Origin of the sequence: Umezawaea tangerina (assembly GCF_003002815.1) — a bacterium.
Classification (GTDB): domain Bacteria; phylum Actinomycetota; class Actinomycetes; order Mycobacteriales; family Pseudonocardiaceae; genus Umezawaea; species Umezawaea tangerina.
The window spans coordinates 174,632-189,285 of record NZ_PVTF01000003.1; the positions used below are offsets into that span (position 1 = coordinate 174,632).

General features: G+C 72.8%; 18 protein-coding genes. 13 read left to right on the plus strand and 5 right to left on the minus strand.

Annotated features, from left to right (window positions below):
* Positions 1-13: 13 nt before the first annotated feature.
* The 3 genes from CLV43_RS11100 to CLV43_RS11110 all read right to left on the minus strand — a co-directional run bounded on the left by CLV43_RS11100 (position 14) and on the right by CLV43_RS11110 (position 2,307).
* A complete protein-coding gene (locus CLV43_RS11100) occupies positions 14-1,153 on the minus strand; it encodes an alpha/beta hydrolase family protein (protein ID WP_106187028.1) in 1,140 nt (379 codons plus the stop codon).
* A 74-nt stretch (positions 1,154-1,227) separates the two neighbouring features.
* The gene (locus CLV43_RS11105; protein WP_106187029.1) at positions 1,228-1,431 is read right to left on the minus strand and encodes a DUF397 domain-containing protein; all 204 of its coding nucleotides are present in this window, start codon (positions 1,429-1,431) and stop codon (positions 1,228-1,230) included.
* A gap of 21 nt (positions 1,432-1,452) precedes the next feature.
* Entirely contained in the window at positions 1,453-2,307 is an 855-nt protein-coding gene (locus tag CLV43_RS11110; RefSeq protein WP_170155800.1) for a helix-turn-helix domain-containing protein, read from the minus strand.
* A 159-nt stretch (positions 2,308-2,466) separates the two neighbouring features.
* On the opposite strand from CLV43_RS11110, the gene CLV43_RS11115 reads away from it, so the two are divergent.
* The gene (locus CLV43_RS11115; RefSeq protein WP_170155801.1) at positions 2,467-3,267 is read left to right on the plus strand and encodes a helix-turn-helix domain-containing protein; all 801 of its coding nucleotides are present in this window, start codon (positions 2,467-2,469) and stop codon (positions 3,265-3,267) included.
* A 6-nt stretch (positions 3,268-3,273) separates the two neighbouring features.
* Here the strand turns inward: CLV43_RS11115 and CLV43_RS11120 are convergent, their stop codons facing one another.
* Positions 3,274-4,506 carry an isochorismate synthase gene (locus CLV43_RS11120; protein WP_106187032.1) on the minus strand — a complete coding sequence of 411 codons (1,233 nt, stop codon included), beginning with the start codon at positions 4,504-4,506 and terminating at the stop codon, positions 3,274-3,276.
* A gap of 62 nt (positions 4,507-4,568) precedes the next feature.
* On the opposite strand from CLV43_RS11120, the gene CLV43_RS11125 reads away from it, so the two are divergent.
* From CLV43_RS11125 to CLV43_RS11165, 9 genes are all read left to right on the plus strand, one after another.
* Positions 4,569-5,036: a DUF3592 domain-containing protein gene (locus CLV43_RS11125; protein WP_245886285.1), complete on the plus strand. Its 468-nt coding sequence runs from the start codon at positions 4,569-4,571 to the stop codon at positions 5,034-5,036.
* Between the two features lie 42 nt (positions 5,037-5,078).
* Positions 5,079-6,020, plus strand: a complete 942-nt coding sequence (gene paaA / locus CLV43_RS11130) for a 1,2-phenylacetyl-CoA epoxidase subunit PaaA (protein WP_106187034.1) — start codon at positions 5,079-5,081, stop codon at positions 6,018-6,020.
* Entirely contained in the window at positions 6,017-6,301 is a 285-nt protein-coding gene (gene paaB / locus CLV43_RS11135) for a 1,2-phenylacetyl-CoA epoxidase subunit PaaB (RefSeq protein ID WP_106187035.1), read from the plus strand. Before paaA ends, paaB begins: the two co-directional genes overlap by 4 nt.
* A gap of 25 nt (positions 6,302-6,326) precedes the next feature.
* Positions 6,327-7,217 carry a 1,2-phenylacetyl-CoA epoxidase subunit PaaC gene (gene paaC / locus CLV43_RS11140; RefSeq protein WP_106187036.1) on the plus strand — a complete coding sequence of 297 codons (891 nt, stop codon included), beginning with the start codon at positions 6,327-6,329 and terminating at the stop codon, positions 7,215-7,217.
* On the plus strand, positions 7,214-7,705 hold the full coding sequence (gene paaD, locus CLV43_RS11145) for a 1,2-phenylacetyl-CoA epoxidase subunit PaaD (RefSeq protein ID WP_211304325.1): 492 nt from the start codon (positions 7,214-7,216) through the stop codon (positions 7,703-7,705). The genes paaC and paaD overlap by 4 nt, the downstream gene beginning before the upstream one ends.
* Positions 7,705-8,766 carry a 1,2-phenylacetyl-CoA epoxidase subunit PaaE gene (gene paaE / locus CLV43_RS11150; RefSeq protein ID WP_106187038.1) on the plus strand — a complete coding sequence of 354 codons (1,062 nt, stop codon included), beginning with the start codon at positions 7,705-7,707 and terminating at the stop codon, positions 8,764-8,766. Before paaD ends, paaE begins: the two co-directional genes overlap by 1 nt.
* 28 nt (positions 8,767-8,794) lie before the next feature.
* Complete coding sequence (locus tag CLV43_RS11155; RefSeq protein WP_146174731.1) at positions 8,795-9,421, plus strand: hypothetical protein; 627 nt, start codon at positions 8,795-8,797, stop codon at positions 9,419-9,421.
* A 41-nt stretch (positions 9,422-9,462) separates the two neighbouring features.
* Positions 9,463-10,080, plus strand: a complete 618-nt coding sequence (locus CLV43_RS11160; RefSeq protein ID WP_106187040.1) for a hypothetical protein — start codon at positions 9,463-9,465, stop codon at positions 10,078-10,080.
* Positions 10,081-10,226: 146 nt separating this feature from the next.
* On the plus strand, positions 10,227-10,655 hold the full coding sequence (locus tag CLV43_RS11165; protein WP_146174732.1) for a hypothetical protein: 429 nt from the start codon (positions 10,227-10,229) through the stop codon (positions 10,653-10,655).
* A gap of 89 nt (positions 10,656-10,744) precedes the next feature.
* Here CLV43_RS11165 and CLV43_RS11170 read toward each other — a convergent pair whose 3' ends face one another.
* The gene (locus tag CLV43_RS11170) at positions 10,745-11,584 is read right to left on the minus strand and encodes an inositol monophosphatase family protein (RefSeq protein WP_106187042.1); all 840 of its coding nucleotides are present in this window, start codon (positions 11,582-11,584) and stop codon (positions 10,745-10,747) included.
* Positions 11,585-11,714: 130 nt separating this feature from the next.
* Between CLV43_RS11170 and CLV43_RS50440 the strand changes: the two genes are divergently transcribed.
* The 3 genes from CLV43_RS50440 to CLV43_RS11185 are packed head-to-tail and all read left to right on the plus strand — an operon-like array spanning position 11,715 to position 14,647.
* On the plus strand, positions 11,715-12,839 hold the full coding sequence (locus tag CLV43_RS50440) for a glycosyltransferase family 4 protein (protein ID WP_425445741.1): 1,125 nt from the start codon (positions 11,715-11,717) through the stop codon (positions 12,837-12,839).
* Positions 12,839-13,948: a glycosyltransferase gene (locus CLV43_RS11180; RefSeq protein ID WP_106187044.1), complete on the plus strand. Its 1,110-nt coding sequence runs from the start codon at positions 12,839-12,841 to the stop codon at positions 13,946-13,948. Before CLV43_RS50440 ends, CLV43_RS11180 begins: the two co-directional genes overlap by 1 nt.
* A 9-nt stretch (positions 13,949-13,957) precedes the next feature.
* Complete coding sequence (locus CLV43_RS11185) at positions 13,958-14,647, plus strand: demethylmenaquinone methyltransferase (RefSeq protein ID WP_106187045.1); 690 nt, start codon at positions 13,958-13,960, stop codon at positions 14,645-14,647.
* The last annotated feature ends 7 nt before the right edge of the window (positions 14,648-14,654 follow it).

Sequence of the window (14,654 nt, forward strand, 5' to 3'; positions counted from 1 at the left end):
GGCACCCGCTCGGTCAGCGCACGAACTCCACGTCCGGGTGCGCGGGGGACTCGTGCCGCAGCAGCGGTTGCGGCGCGCACTTGAGCGACTGGTCGAAGAACGCCCCGAGGTAGGCCCGCTGCGCCGCCACGCTGCGCACCGGGTCCACGGTCCCGATGCGCAGCGCGCGGACCGCCGGGTCGACGTCCAGCCGCTCGTCGAGCTCCGGCAGGAACGCCTGCACGTCGGTGTAGCTGTAGTGCATCGCCCCGGCCATCAGCAGGTCGCGCTTGAAGCCCCGGCCGTTGTCCCAGAACCGCCCCCACGAGGGTGAGGTCAGGTGCGTGCGCGGGGTCCCGTCGCGCGTGCTGCCCGCCGACCCCATCAGCAGGAACGGCCGCGCGGTGCCCTCCGTCGCGGCCCGCGTCGGCCGCGTCCCGTCGACGTCGTAGGCGAGCCACCCGTCGAGGTCCGCCGCCGCGTCCACCCGCTGGTCGGTGACCACCACCTCGGCCGCGGTGTCCCCGCCGAACGAGTGGCCGAACATCCCGACCCGCGAGAGGTCCACCGCCCCGCCGAGCCCGTCCAGCGAGGCCGCGCTGTCGAGCACGAACCGCATGTCCCGCACCCGCGTCTCCAACCCGGCGGGCAGCACGTCGCCGGTCTTGGGCTGCGCGAGCCGCACGTGCCCGTCCGGGAACACCACGTACGGCGCCTCGTCCGTGTGGTCCACCGCCACCACCACGTACCCCCGGCTGGCCAGGTCCTCGGCCGCCGCGGTCGCCAACGTCCGCAGCGACCCCCAGCCGGGCGAGTACAGCACCACCGGCCACCGCCCCTCCGCCCGCGCGCCCACCCGCGAGTGCGTGCTCACCCCGGCCCAGTCGACCTGGCCCGGCGCCATGCCCATGGCGGGCGAGCCCTGGTCGAAGTAGGGCGCCTCGGCGGCCGAGACGTACGGCGCGAACGGCTCGCCGCCCGCCCGTGCCGGGTACCAGACGGTGATCATCAGCTCCCGGTCGCGGGAGGGGTCGACCAGCCGGACCTGGCGGGTGCCGACGTCGTGCGGGCCGGTGGGAGCGGGCAGCTCGAAGGTCACCTTCGGAGCGGCGTGGGCGACGGCGGGCACCGCCAGCAACGCCGTGACGAGCACTGCGGTCAAGGTCTTCTGCATGACACGACAGTGGCGTCGATGACCACCGGTCCACTGCTGCCGTCCGGGAGGTCTTCGACCCGACCTTCGTCAGGTCACCCGTCGAGGCGGCCCGCCCCGGCCCGCGCCAGGAAGGCGGTGAGGCGCCCCTTGGGGAAGACCAGCGCGGGACCGGTGGCGTTCTTCGAGTCCCGGACGCCGTCCGCGTCGGCGCACAACGCGATCTCCACGCACTCGCCACCGCTCTGGCCGCTTCGGCTTGCCTTGCGCCAACTCGCTCCGTGCAGACGAGGGTCCATCGTCGCGCTCCTCCGGTTACGTCACAGTTCCGCTGCGACCTTAGTCAGCAGTTCCAGCGTGACCTCAGGGGAGAGAGCGAGATCGAGCATCTCGGCGAAGGCGGTTTCGTACTGTTCGACCCGCGTCTCGTCGTCGACGAACACGCCGTCGGTGAGGTTCTCCAGGTAGACCACCGCGGACCGCTGCTCAGCGGCGCGGGTCAGGATGGTGAAGCAGTAGCCGCCGCAGGAGTACATCCCCGCGCCGATCGGCACGACCCGCAGGTCGATCACCTCGCGGCTCACGAGGTCGGTCAGGTGCGCCAGTTGACCGCGCATCACATCACCGCCACCGAGCCGCGAGCGCAGTACGGCTTCCGGGACGACTTCGGTCAACCGGGTCGGTCGTCCGTTCTTCAGCCATGCCTGGCGGGCCATCCGGGCTTCGACGAGTCGTTCGACCTCCGCGGGGCGCAACGCCCGGTTGTGCCCGATCACGGCTCGCGCGTAGTCCTCGGTCTGGACAAGGCCGTGCAGCAGGAACGTGTGGTGGTGCCTGATTTCCCGCGCCGTCTCCTCCACGTGGAAGTACTGCTTCAGCCGAGGCGGCACGGTGGAGCCCCATGGGGTGGGCGGACGTCGTTTCCGGGCGTTCAGCGCCAGTGCCTCGATCTCGGCGCGCTGCGGCGCCGGGACGTCGTAGAGCGCGAGCAGGCCGCGCAGCTCCAGCAGGGAGATCGCCGACCTGCCGCGCTCGATGGTGCCGATCTTCGCCTCGGAACAGCCCAGCGCCTCCGCGGCTTCCACGCGGGTCTTGTCCGCGTCCTTGCGTCGAGTGGTCAGCTCCTCCCCGAGTAGCAGCTTGTAGTCGCTCGGGCTCTGCTCCTGCTGGCTCATCCACATCCCTCTTGATCACACCCCTCTTGATCACGCGAAGTCTGCCGGACGGGGCGGGTGGCAGCGGGTCACCCGATCAGGTAGCTAGGCAAGTGTCACGTGACACCTTATCGTCAAGTTCGTTGATCAAACACGACTTAGTGGGATGTGGTGGTGCCGGTGACCAGCGAGAGCAGGCGGACGACGACGGCGCAGAGCCGGGAGCTCGGGGCCGAGCTGAGGGCGATCCGGGTGAGCGCCGGGCTGGGCGCCGCCGAGATGGCGGCGGAGCTGGGCTGGTCCCCCGGCAAGGTCAGCAAGCTGGAGCAGGGGTGGCGCGGGGCGAGCGCGTGGGACATCGGGGCGCTGCTCGGCCGGTGCGGTGCGGACCGCCCGACGCGCGACCGCGTGATGGTCCTGGCGGGCGAGCAGCACGCGGGGTGGTTCGTCCGGCCGCACAGCAGCGTCGTCCTGCACGAGCGGTCCGCGCTGACCATCTCCTGCTACGAGCCGATGGCCGTTCCCGTGCTGCTCCAGACCGAGGACTACGCGCGGGCGTCGTCGACGGGGGTGGACCGCCTGGCCGAGCGGCAGGCCGTGCTGCACGGCGACCGCGCGCCCGACTCGGTGTTCTACGTGCGCGAGGAGGCGTTGCGCCGCCAGGTCGGCGGCCCGTCGACCATGCGGGACCAGCTGATGGGCCTGGTGTTCCTGAGCTGGTGGCCGCACGTGACCGTCCGGCTGGTGCCCTCGTCCGCGGGCACCCCGGCCGAGCTGGACCACGGGTCCACCGTGCTCACCTACGGCCAGGGCGCCGGTCCGCTGGTCCACACGTCCACCGACCTGGTCACGGTCTTCCTGGACGACGAGCGGGTGGTCCGGGCGCACGAGGCCAAGCACGCGGTGCTGGCGCGACTGGCGTGGGACGAGGACCGCTCGCGCGAGGCCTTCGCGCGGCTGGCCGACGCGTTCGACCTGTGACCGGGACTAGCGCCCTTCCAGCGCGTCCCGCATCGGCCGCATCTTCGCGTGCGCCTCGCAGACCTCGCTGTCCGGATCCGACTCCGCCACCAGCCCGCAGCCCGCGAACAGCCGCGCCGCGCGCCCGTCCAGCTGCGCGCACCGCAGCGCGATCCCCAGCTCCCCGTCCCCGTTCCCGTCGATCCACCCGACCGGCCCGGCGTAGCGCCCGCGGTCCATGCCCTCCAGCTCGTCGATGACCGCGATGGCCTCGGCGCGGGGCGTCCCCCCGACCGCGGCCGTCGGGTGCAGCGCCTCGCCGAGCCGCAGCAGCGACGGCGACCCCCGCAGCGTCCCGATCACGTCGCTCGACAGGTGCGACACGTTGGGCAGCCGCAGCACCGACGGACCGTCCACGGACATCGTGGTGCAGAACGGCTTCAACGTGTCGGCCAGCGACCGGATCGCGTAGTCGTGCTCCTCGAGGTTCTTCGGCGACGACAGCAGCGCCGCCTCCAGCTCCTCGTCCGACATCCCGTCGTGCGGCCACGTCGTCCCCGCGAGCACCCGCGAGTCCACGACCTGGCCGGTCCGCCGCAGCAGCAGCTCCGGGGTGGCGCCGAGCAGCCCGTCGACCGCGTACACCCAGCAGTCCGGGTACCGCCTGGCCAGCCCCTCCAGCACGAACCGCTGGTCGATCGGCACGTCGGCGACCGCCAGCAGGTCGTGGGCGAGCACCACCTTGTCCAGCTTCCCCTCGCGCATCCGCGCCACGGCCGCCGCCACCGCGCCGCGGAAGTCCGTCACCGACAGCTGCCCGTCGGCGTAGCGGACCGTGGACGGGCGGCGGATCGGGGTGATCTCGGCCTCCTCGCCCGCGCCGCCGACCGTGGTGACCCAGCTCTGCCCACCGCGCCTGCCGAGCACGACCTCGGGCACCACCAGCACGGAGTGGCCGGGCTCGTCGGAGAACGCCATGCTCACGAACGCGACCGGGCCGGTGCCGGGGGCGTCGACGTCGTCCTGGACGTCGAGCGAGGCGGTGAACTCCTCCCACCACCGCTCGGTGTCGGCGAAGCGGTTCGGACCGGACGCCTCGAACCGCGCTGCCTCACCCCAGCCGACCAGGCCCGATCCGTCCCGGACCCAGGCGAGCGCGCTGTCCGGGCTCGGCAGTCGGCCGAGCAGGTCCTCGTTCCGCGCACGCCCGGTGTGGACGCGCAGACGTTGTCGGGTCCGCGACGCAGGTGCAGAGGTCACCCTTCGAGGGTATGGACTCACCGCTGAGATTCCTCCTCCGACCAGCCCTAGACTCCTCAGCTGTGGTGGACGACGCAGTGCAGACCAGTCCGCGGTCACCGGTCGGTGTCCGCGTCCGGCGGGGCGTCGCCCGTGCGTTGCTGGTGGTCGGGGCGGTGGTGACGCTCGTGGGGGTGCTGCTGCTGGCCGCCGCCTGGCGCGACGACCGGGCCATCGAGTCCCGGCTGGGCAACGCGACCGCCGAGGTGGTGTCGGTCGCGTTCAACCGGACGGTGATCAGGTTCGGCACGCCCGACGGCAAGGTCTACAGCCCGTCGCAGGGCGTGCTCTACCCCGAGGGGCTGGAGGCCGGGCTGCTGGTGCGGGTCGAGTACGACACCGCGAACCCCGAACTGGCCAGGATCGCGGGTCGCACCGCCTCGCTCGGCCTGCTGCCGGTGTCGACGTTCCTGCTGGTCGTGTGGGCCGTGCTGATCCCGCTGATCCTGTTCGTGCGCAGGCGTCCGGGTGGCGGCTCCAGCCGTTTGTGACAGTTTCTCCCGAAATCGTCGTTCAGGTGTAACATCCACTGCATGGTGGATGACCTGGCGGCGCGCTTCGAGCACACGGTGGCCTCCGAGGCGCGGATCGAACCCCGCGACTGGATGCCGGACGGCTACCGCAGGACGCTGATCCGGCAGATCGCCCAGCACGCGCACTCCGAGATCATCGGGATGCAGCCGGAGGGCAACTGGATCAGCCGCGCGCCCTCGTTGCGGCGCAAGGCGATCCTGCTGGCGAAGGTGCAGGACGAGGCGGGCCACGGGCTCTACCTCTACGCCGCGACCGAGACGCTGGGCGCGGACCGGGGCGAGCTGACCGAGAAGCTGGTCGACGGCAAGCAGAAGTACTCCTCGATCTTCAACTACCCGACCCTGACGTTCGCGGACATGGGTGTGATCGGCTGGCTGGTCGACGGCGCCGCGATCTGCAACCAGGTGCCGCTGTGCCGCACCTCGTACGGCCCGTACGCGCGGGCCATGATCCGCATCTGCAAGGAGGAGTCCTTCCACCAGCGGCAGGGCTACGAACTGCTCATGACCATGATGCGCGGAACCCTGGCGCAGCGCGACATGGTGCAGGACGCCGTGAACCGGTGGTGGTGGCCGTCGCTGATGATGTTCGGGCCGCCGGACTCCGAGAGCTCCAACACCGAGCAGTCGATGGCGTGGCGGATCAAGCGCAACACCAACGACGAGCTGCGGCAGAAGTACGTGGACATGTCGGTGCCGCAGGCCGCGAAGCTCGGCGTCACGTTCCCGGACCCGCTGCTCAAGTGGAACGCCGAGCGCGGCCACCACGACTTCGGCCAGCCGGACTGGGACGAGTTCTGGCAGGTCGTCGGCGGGCACGGGCCGTGCAACAGCCAGCGCGTCGCCCACCGCCGCAAGGCCCACGAGGACGGCGCCTGGGTGCGGGAAGCCGCCGAGGCGCACGCCGCCAAGGCCTCCGCGCGCCAGGACGGTGCGGCATGAGCGCGTCGTGGCCGCTGTGGGAGGTCTTCGTGCGCGGCAAGCGCGGGCTCAACCACGTGCACGTCGGGTCGCTGCACGCGCCGGACGCCGAGATGGCGCTCCGCAACGCGCGGGACGTCTACACCCGCCGCAACGAGGGCGTGTCGATCTGGGTGGTGCCCGCCGAGGCGATCACCGCGTCCTCGCCGGACGAGAAGGACCCGTTCTTCGAGCCCAGCGGCGACAAGGTGTACCGGCACCCGACGTTCTACGCCATCCCCGACGACGTGCCGCACCTGTGACCACCGACCTGCCGCGGGGGCTGTGATGAGCTTCGACAACGCCTACGAGGGGCTGATCGACCAGGAGGACTCGCACTGGGCGTTCGGCACCGGTTTCCACTCCGCGCTGGAGGGCGTCGACCGCGAGGTCCCGCCCGGCGTGGACCCGGCCGACCTGGCCGCCTACTGCCTGATGCTCGGCGACGACGCGCTGGTCCTGTCCCAGCGGCTCGCGGAGTGGTGCTCCCGCGCGCCGGAGCTGGAGGAGGACATCGCGCTGGCCAACATCGCGCTGGACCTGCTCGGCCAGGCCCGGCTGCTGCTCACCCGCGCGGGCGAGGTCGAGGGCGCGGGCCGCGACGAGGACGCGTTGGCGTACCTGCGCGACGAGCGGGAGTTCCGCAACGTCCGGCTGTCCGAGATCGACTGCGGGCCCGGCCCCGGCGGCGACTTCGCCACGACGATCGTGCGGCTGCTGGTGTTCTCGTCGTGGAAGGTCGCCCAGTTCTCCCGGCTGCGCGGCAGCGCGGACCCGGTGGTCGCGGCCATCGCGGCCAAGGGGCTCAAGGAGCTGGCCTACCACCGCGACCACGCGGCGCAGTGGGCCGTGCGGCTGGGCGACGGCACCGAGGAGTCGCACCGCCGGATGACCGCCGCCGTCGACCGGGTGTGGCCGTTCGTGGACGAGCTGTTCCGCACCCACCCCGTGGAGGCGCGGCTGGGCGGGGTCGCGGTCGACCCCGCCGAGCTGCGGTCCGAAGTGGACGGTGTGCTGGACGCGGTGTTCACCGCCGCCACCCTCACCAGGCCCGAGCCGGTCCCGACGGCGTTCGTCGCCGGGCAGGCGGGCCGCGACGGCGTGCACACCGAGGCCATGGGCTTCCTGGTCGCCGAGATGCAGCACCTGCACCGGTCGCTGCCCGGAGCGGTGTGGTGACCACGGCGAGGCGGATCGCCGAGCAGGTCCGCGACCCGGAGCTGCCGGTGCTCACGCTGGCCGACCTCGGTGTGCTGCGGGACGTGTCCGAGTCCGGCGGGCGGGTGCTGGTCACGATCACGCCCACCTACTCGGGCTGCCCCGCGATCGACGAGATGGGCGCGGACCTGCGCCGCGCGCTGACGTCCGCCGGGTACGCCGAGGTCGAGGTCCGCACGTCGCTGCACCCGGCGTGGACGACCGACTGGATCAGCGAGGACGGCCGCCGCAAGCTCACCGAGCACGGCATCGCGCCGCCGAGCCGGATCGGGCCGCGGGCGGCGGGTCCGGTCCCGCTCAACCTCACGCCGCCGTCCCAGCGGGTGCCGTGCCCGCGCTGCGGGTCGCCGCGCACCACCGAGCTGTCCCGCTTCGGCTCCACCGCCTGCAAGGCGCTGCGGCGCTGCGAGGACTGCGCGGAGCCCTTCGAGCACCTCAAGGAGATCTAGTGACGGCCCCCGCGACCACCCGCCGCCGCACGACGTTCCACGCGCTCACCGTGGCCGACGTGGACCGGCTGTGCGACGACGCCGTCGCCGTCACCTTCGCCGTGCCGCCGGAGCTGGCCGAGGAGTTCGCGTTCAGCGCGGGGCAGTACCTGACGATCAGGCGCGGCGACGAGCGCCGGTCGTACTCGATCTGCGCCGCCGCGGGCACCGCTCCGCGCATCGGCGTGCGCCGCGTCGAGGGCGGGCTGTTCTCCAGCCACCTCGTCGACGAGCTGCGCGCGGGCGACGTGCTGGAAGTCCTTCCGCCGCAAGGGACCTTCACCCCGGACGGCGGCGCGCACCACGCGTTCGTCGTCGCCGGGTCGGGCATCACGCCCGCGCTGTCGATCGCCGCGACCGTGCTCGCCGAAGGTGCCAGGGTCACGCTGCTCTACGGCAACCGCCGCACGGACACGGTGATGTTCGCCGAGGAGCTCGCCGACCTGAAGGACCGCTACCGGTCGCGGCTCCAGCTCGTCCACGTGCTGTCGCGCGAGCCGCGGGACGTGGAGCTGTTCACCGGCAGGCTCGACGCGGACAAGCTGCGCGCCCTGTTCACCACCGTCGTGCCCGCCGCCGACGTGGACCAGTGGTGGCTGTGCGGCCCGTACGCGATGGTGCAGGACGCGCGCGCGGTGCTGGCCGAACGCGGTGTCGACGCCGACCAGGTGCACCACGAGCTGTTCTACGTCGACGAGCCCCCGCCCGCCCCGCGCCGCGCGGAGGACACCGCCGTCCTGGAGTCCGCCGCCGAGGTGACCGTGGTCCTGGACGGCCGCGAGACCACCCTGCCCGTGCCCGCCGACACGCCGATCCTCGACGCCGCCCAGCGCGTCCGCTCCGACCTGCCGTTCGCCTGCAAGGGCGGCGTGTGCGGCACCTGCCGGGCGCTGGTCGTGCACGGCGAGGTCGAGATGCGCCGCAACTACGCGCTGGAGCCCAAGGAGGTGCTCGCCGGGTTCGTGCTCACCTGCCAGGCGACACCCGTTACAACGGCCGTCACCGTCGATTTCGACGCCTGACCCCCGTCTCACGTGGCAGTATCGGGTGATGGGAGTCATGGGGAGGTCGGTGCTGGGCGGGCTCGTGATCGGTATCGCGCTCGCGTTCACCTTGTTCACGGTCATGCTCCTCACCGACGTGTCGGCGCCCGGCGGCAACGTGGCGGCCTCGCTGTTCGCCTCGCTCATCGTCGCGGTCCCGGTCGGCGGCGTCCCCGGCACCTTCATCGGCCTGGTCGTGGGCGGTATCCGCAAGTCGAACCAGCGCACCCTCCCGCCGCCGATGCCCGCACCGCGCCCGCTCTACGTGCCGACCACCCCCGCTGACCAGTGGTCCGCCGTGGTCGCCCGCTGCGAGGAGTCCGTCCGGCGCGTCGCCGCCGTGGTCGACAGCGTCCCCGCGTCCCCCGCGAAGGAGTGGATGACCCGGATCGCCGCGCAGTTCGAGGGCGAGCTGGAGGACGTCCGCGGCATCGCCAAGCTGGCCAGGGCCATGGGCGCCGTCGACGAGAACCACCCCGCCTCCCAACGCCTCTTCGCCGCCGCCCGCGACTTCTCCGCGTTCGAGGCCGAGGTGGGCCGCGTGGCGCTCAAGATGTTCGACAAGCCCGAACTGGACCGCGCCCGCACCGACCTGGAGTTCCTGGAGCAGCAGCTCCCCAGCCTCGGTGCCTGATTCCACCACCACCGGATCCCTTGTTGTGCCAGGGTTCCCGAATGGGGAAGCGCGGCGGGTGGGTGGCGTCCGGTTCGGTCGTCGGGTGGATCCTGGTGACGACGCTGGGCGTCGCGGACACCTTCGATCCGGCCGCCGCGCTGCCCACGGCGATGGTCGCGGGGGTCTTCCTCGGCGGCCTCGGCGGCGCGTTCCTCGGCTTCATGAGCTGCCTGATCCACGAGTCCCTGACCACCCCGCCGGCCCCGCCACCCCCGCCGAGACCCGCCATCCCGCCCTGGCCGGTGCACGCGGTCACCGGGACCGTCGACCTGTGGGGCGGACTGGTCCTGCGGTGCGAGGCCTCGGCCGGCCGGGTCGCCGCTGCCGTGCAGACCGTGCCCGACTCCCCGGCCAAGGCGTGGATGGCCCGCATCGCCTTCCAGCTCCAGCAGGAGCTCGTGCACGTCCACAACATCGCCAGACTCGCCCGCGCCCTCGGCACCACCGACCGCGACCACCCCGCCCTCCAACGCCTGCTCGCCGCGACCCACGACTTCGCCGCGTTCGAGTCGGAGGTGGGGTTGGTGGCGCTGAAGCTCCTCGACAACCCGGAGCTGGCCAGGTCCCGGACCGATCTGGAATTCCTGGAGAAACAACTTCCGCACCTAAAGGGTTAATCTCAGGTCAAATTGGCCAATGGTCCTAGTGGATCATTGAGACCGTGTATTCCCATGCCTTCCTCGACGAATCCCGACGCGGGGCCACCTATCTGGTGGCAGTGGTGATCGTGCCCCCGAGAGAACTCGACTCGGCGCGATCCGCGATGAGGCGCCTGCCCAAGCCGGGGCAGAAGCGCGTGCACTTCAACGACGAGAGCGACCGGCGCCGCAAGGAGGTGCTGGCGCGGATCGGTGAGCTCGGGCTGCGTGCTCGGGTGTGGTTCTGCAGGCACCACGACGATGCCGCTGCCAGGCAGGTCTGCCTGATGGGAGTGGTCGCGAGGCTGGTGGAGCTCTCGGTCTCGCGGCTGGTGCTGGAGAGCTGCCAGCACCAGGACGTCCGGGACCGGAAGGTGCTGGCGGAGGCGCTGCGGAAGACCCCTGGTCCGTTGGCCTACGAGCACTTCAGGCCGCGGGAGGACCCACTGCTGTGGGCCAGCGATGCGATCGCCTGGTGCTACGGGGCTGGTGGTGACTGGCGCCGACGTGTCGAGCCACTGCTCGACGAGGCCACGGACCTTGATCGGCCCTAGAAAAGCGCGAAACCCGGCAACCGGTCGTCCGGCCGGTGAACCGGGTCCACTTCCGCCGCCTATTGGCAGCGACAAGCAGAACTCTACATTCACACCCGTCCATCCGCAATTCGGTATTCCAAAGCCGACTGCCACCACCGCAGCACCTCGTCGGCCACCGCCGGATCCGCCACCAGCAACCCGTCGACCGGAAGTGGGTCGTCGTCGCCGCGGCGGTCCAGAACAGCGGCGCCGGATTCCACGGCCAATGCGACCGCCCCGGCGACGTCCCATTCGTGGTAGCCGTGCAGGACCGCCGCGGTCGCGTGGCCGAGTGCCACCTGTGCGACGGCGAGCGCCTTGGAGCCGAGCACGCGGACGCCGGTGCCCGCGGCGGCGGCGCGGGTGATGAACTCGCCCATCCCCGGCCACGGGCCGGAGCGGGTCATCTCGGTGCAGACGATGGGGGCGGCGGACTGCTCGCCGAGCCGGACCGGGGCGCCGTTGGCGCGCATGCCGCGACCGCGGGCGGCCGCGTAGATCTGCGCGCGGTACGGGTCGGCGACGACGCCGACGACCGGGCCCCAGCGGTCGACCAGCGCGAGCGAGTAGGCGCACCAGGGGACGCCCGCGACGTAGTTGGCGGTGCCGTCGATGGGGTCGACGACCCAGCGGTACTCGGCGTCGAAGGGCACGTCGACGTTCTCGCAGAACACCGGGATGCCGGGGAACTCGCCGGTCAGGACGCGGCGGGTGTGCCGTTCCAGGGTCTGGTCGGTGTCGGTGACCCAGTCGAACGGCGAGTCGTCGCCGTCGGGTCGGGCGCCGCGCCCGGCGGTGGCCATGATGACGTCGGAGGCGTCGTTGGCCAGGCGCCCGGCGACCTCCAGGGCGATCGACACCAGCGCGGGGTCGACGGGGCGGGCGGGCCGGGACGGCAAGACGGTCATGCCGAGCTAGTGTCGGCCTCCCCGGTGGCCGTCACGCGTCCAGCAGGTGACGCGGCGAGGATGACCTGGTCAACGCTGTCCGCGTAGGCAGACGTTCGGCGGGCGTTCCACGGCGTGTCACGCCGCCGTGGTGTTGACCCGCCACGGTGTGCCCGTGCGCGTCGCGATCGTGACCGAGAGCTTCCTGCCCAGGGTGAACGGGGTCACCAACTCCGTCCTCCGCGTCCTCGAGAACCTGCCCGGCCCGGCGTTGGTGATCGCGCCGGGGGCGGGCGACGACAGCTACCGGGGCACCCCGGTCGTGCGGGTGCCCGCGGTGGACCTGCCGAGGGTCAGCTCGCTGCCGGTGGGCGTGCCGACCAGGAAGGTGCTGACCGCGCTGGCCGACTTCCGCCCCGACGTGGTGCACCTGGCGTCGCCGTTCGTGCTGGGCGCCAGGGGGCTCCAGGCGGCGCGGCGGCTCGGGCTGCCGACGGTCGCGGTCTACCAGACCGACGTGGCCGGGTTCGCGGGCAGCTACGGCCTCGGCCTGACCGCGCGGGCGGCGTGGCGGTGGACGAAGCGGCTGCACTCGATGGCGGACCGCACGCTGGCGCCGTCGACCTGGGCGGTGCGGGCGCTGGAGGAGCACGGGGTGCCGCGGGTGCACCGCTGGGGGCGCGGGGTGGACGTGGACCTGTTCCGCCCGGACCGCCGCGACCACGCGCTGCGCCGGGAGCTCGCGCCGGGCGGCGAGCTGCTGGTCGGGTACGTGGGCAGGCTGTCGCCGGAGAAGCAGGTGGCCAGGCTCGCGGCGCTCAACGGCGTGCCGGGCGTGCGGGTGGTCGTCGTGGGCGGCGGACCCGACGAGCCCCTGCTGCGCAAGGAGCTGCCGGACGCGGTGTTCCTCGGCTTCCGCACCGGGGTCGAGCTGGCCGCGGCGTACGCGAGCCTGGACGTGTTCGTCCACACCGGACCGCACGAGACGTTCTGCCAGGCCGTGCAGGAGGCGCTGGCCAGCGGGCTCCCCGTGCTGGCGCCGGACGCGGGCGGCCCGCGCGACCTGGTCGAGCCGGGCCGCACCGGGTACCTGCTCTCCGACGACCCCGCCGAGCTGCGCGCGGGCGTTGAGGCGCTGCGGGACCCGTTGCGGCGCAAGCAGTTCGGCGAGAACGCCAGGGCGGCCGTCCGGCACCGCACGTGGCCGCGGCTGTGCGCCGAGCTGGTCGACCACTACGCCGCCGTCCAGCACCTCGACCAGCGCCGGGCGGCCTGATGCGGATCGTCCAGCTGGCCAACTTCTACGGCCCGCGCTCCGGCGGCCTGCGCACGGCCCTGCACCACCTCGGCGGCGGCTACGCGGCGCGCGGCCACGAGGTCGTGCTGGTCGTCCCCGGCCCGCGCGCCGCCGACGAGCGCCTGGCAGGCGGGGTCCGCCGCGTCACGCTGCCCGCCCCGCGCATCCCCGGCACCGGCGGGTACCGCGCGGTCGACCCGTGGCGCGTCCGGGCCCTGCTCGACGTCCTGCGCCCGGACCGGCTGGAGGTCTCCGACCGCCTCACCCTGCGCGGCATGGGGCACTGGGCCCGGCGCCGCGGGGTGCCCAGCGTGGTGATCCCGCACGAGCGCCTCGACCGGCTGCTGGAGCAGTTCCTGCTGCCCACCGGTCTGGCCGAGCGCGCGGCGGACTGGGCCAACGCCCGGATGGCGGCCGCCTACGACACCGTCGTGTGCACCACGGAGTTCGCCAGGCTGGAGTTCGACCGGATCGGCGCCCGCAACGTCGCCAGGGTCCCGCTGGGCGTCGACCTGCGCACGTTCACCCCGGCCCGGCACGACCGGTCGCTGCGCCGGGACCTCGCCGACGGCGCCGACGCGCTGCTGGTGCACTGCGGCCGACTGTCGCCGGAGAAGCACGTCGAGCGCAGCATCGACACCGCCGCCGAGCTGCACGCCTCCGGCACCAGGACGCGGCTGGTCATCGCCGGTGACGGCCCCCGGCGGGAGGCGCTGGAACGCCGGGCGCGCGGGCTCCCGGTCACGTTCCTGGGCCACGTGGCCCGCCGCGCCGACGTCGCCGACCTGCTCGCCAGCGCCGACGTCTCGCTGGCGCCCGGCCCGCACGAGACGTTCGGCCTCGCCGCCCTGGAAGCGCTCGCCTCCGGCACCCCGGTCGTCGTCTCGGCCAGGTCCGCGCTGCGCGAGATCGTCCGGCCGGGCTGCGGCGCCGCCGTGCCCGACCGGGCCCCGGCGTTCGCCCGTGCGGTCCACGAGCTGCTCGACACCGCCGAACCCACACGTCGGGGCGCCGCCCGCACCCGTGCGGAGGAGTACCCGTGGCGCAGCGCGGTGGACGGGATGATGGCCGCCCTGCGCGTCACATAGTCTTCGGTCATGTCGCGAGCTGGACTGGACAAGAACCCGCGCGAAGTGGCCGAGATGTTCGACGGCGTGGCCAAGGGCTACGACCGCACCAACTCCGTGATGACACTCGGGTTCGACCGCCGCTGGCGGGAGTGGAGCAGGCGGGTGCTGGACGCCCAGCCGGGCGAGAAGGTCCTCGACCTCGCCGCGGGCACCGCCGTGTCGACCGTGGAGTACGCCTCCTCCGGCGCCTGGTGCGTAGCGGCCGACTTCTCCCTCGGCATGCTCCAGGGCGGCGCGCACCGCGACGTGCCGAAGGTCGCGGCTGACGCGCTGCACCTGCCGTTCGCCGACGGGGCGTTCGACGCCGCCACGGTCTCCTTCGGGCTGCGCAACTTCAACGACACGGTCGCCGCGCTGCGCGAGATGGCGCGCGTCGTGCGCCCCGGCGGCAGGCTCGTGATCTGCGAGGTGTCGACGCCCACGTTCAGGCCGTTCCGGTTCGTCTACATGCGGTACCTGGTGCGCCTGCTGCCGCTCATCGGCCGGGTCGTGTCGTCGAACCCGGCGGCCTACCAGTACCTGGCCGAGTCCATGCGGGCGTGGCCCGACCAGCGCACCCTCGGCGAGCTGATCTCGCAGGCGGGCTGGGAGGACGTGGCCTGGCTCAACCTCACCGGCGGCATGGTCGCCCTGCACAGGGCCACCAAGCCGGAGTGATCGCCGG

What these genes read in the sequence shown, in the direction of transcription:
- paaA (WP_106187034.1), top strand. Translation starts at nt 5,079, where the DNA reads ATGGTGGATGACCTGGCGGCGCGCTTCGAGCACACGGTGGCCTCCGAG.
- CLV43_RS11180 (WP_106187044.1), top strand. Translation starts at nt 12,839, where the DNA reads ATGCGGATCGTCCAGCTGGCCAACTTCTACGGCCCGCGCTCCGGCGGC.
- CLV43_RS11170 (WP_106187042.1), bottom strand. Translation starts at nt 11,584, where the DNA reads ATGACCGTCTTGCCGTCCCGGCCCGCCCGCCCCGTCGACCCCGCGCTG.
- paaB (WP_106187035.1), top strand. Translation starts at nt 6,017, where the DNA reads ATGAGCGCGTCGTGGCCGCTGTGGGAGGTCTTCGTGCGCGGCAAGCGC.
- CLV43_RS11165 (WP_146174732.1), top strand. Translation starts at nt 10,227, where the DNA reads ATGAGGCGCCTGCCCAAGCCGGGGCAGAAGCGCGTGCACTTCAACGAC.
- CLV43_RS11105 (WP_106187029.1), bottom strand. Translation starts at nt 1,431, where the DNA reads ATGGACCCTCGTCTGCACGGAGCGAGTTGGCGCAAGGCAAGCCGAAGC.
- CLV43_RS11110 (WP_170155800.1), bottom strand. Translation starts at nt 2,307, where the DNA reads ATGAGCCAGCAGGAGCAGAGCCCGAGCGACTACAAGCTGCTACTCGGG.
- CLV43_RS11155 (WP_146174731.1), top strand. Translation starts at nt 8,795, where the DNA reads ATGGGAGTCATGGGGAGGTCGGTGCTGGGCGGGCTCGTGATCGGTATC.
- CLV43_RS11100 (WP_106187028.1), bottom strand. Translation starts at nt 1,153, where the DNA reads ATGCAGAAGACCTTGACCGCAGTGCTCGTCACGGCGTTGCTGGCGGTG.
- CLV43_RS11160 (WP_106187040.1), top strand. Translation starts at nt 9,463, where the DNA reads ATGGGGAAGCGCGGCGGGTGGGTGGCGTCCGGTTCGGTCGTCGGGTGG.
- CLV43_RS11185 (WP_106187045.1), top strand. Translation starts at nt 13,958, where the DNA reads ATGTCGCGAGCTGGACTGGACAAGAACCCGCGCGAAGTGGCCGAGATG.
- paaC (WP_106187036.1), top strand. Translation starts at nt 6,327, where the DNA reads ATGAGCTTCGACAACGCCTACGAGGGGCTGATCGACCAGGAGGACTCG.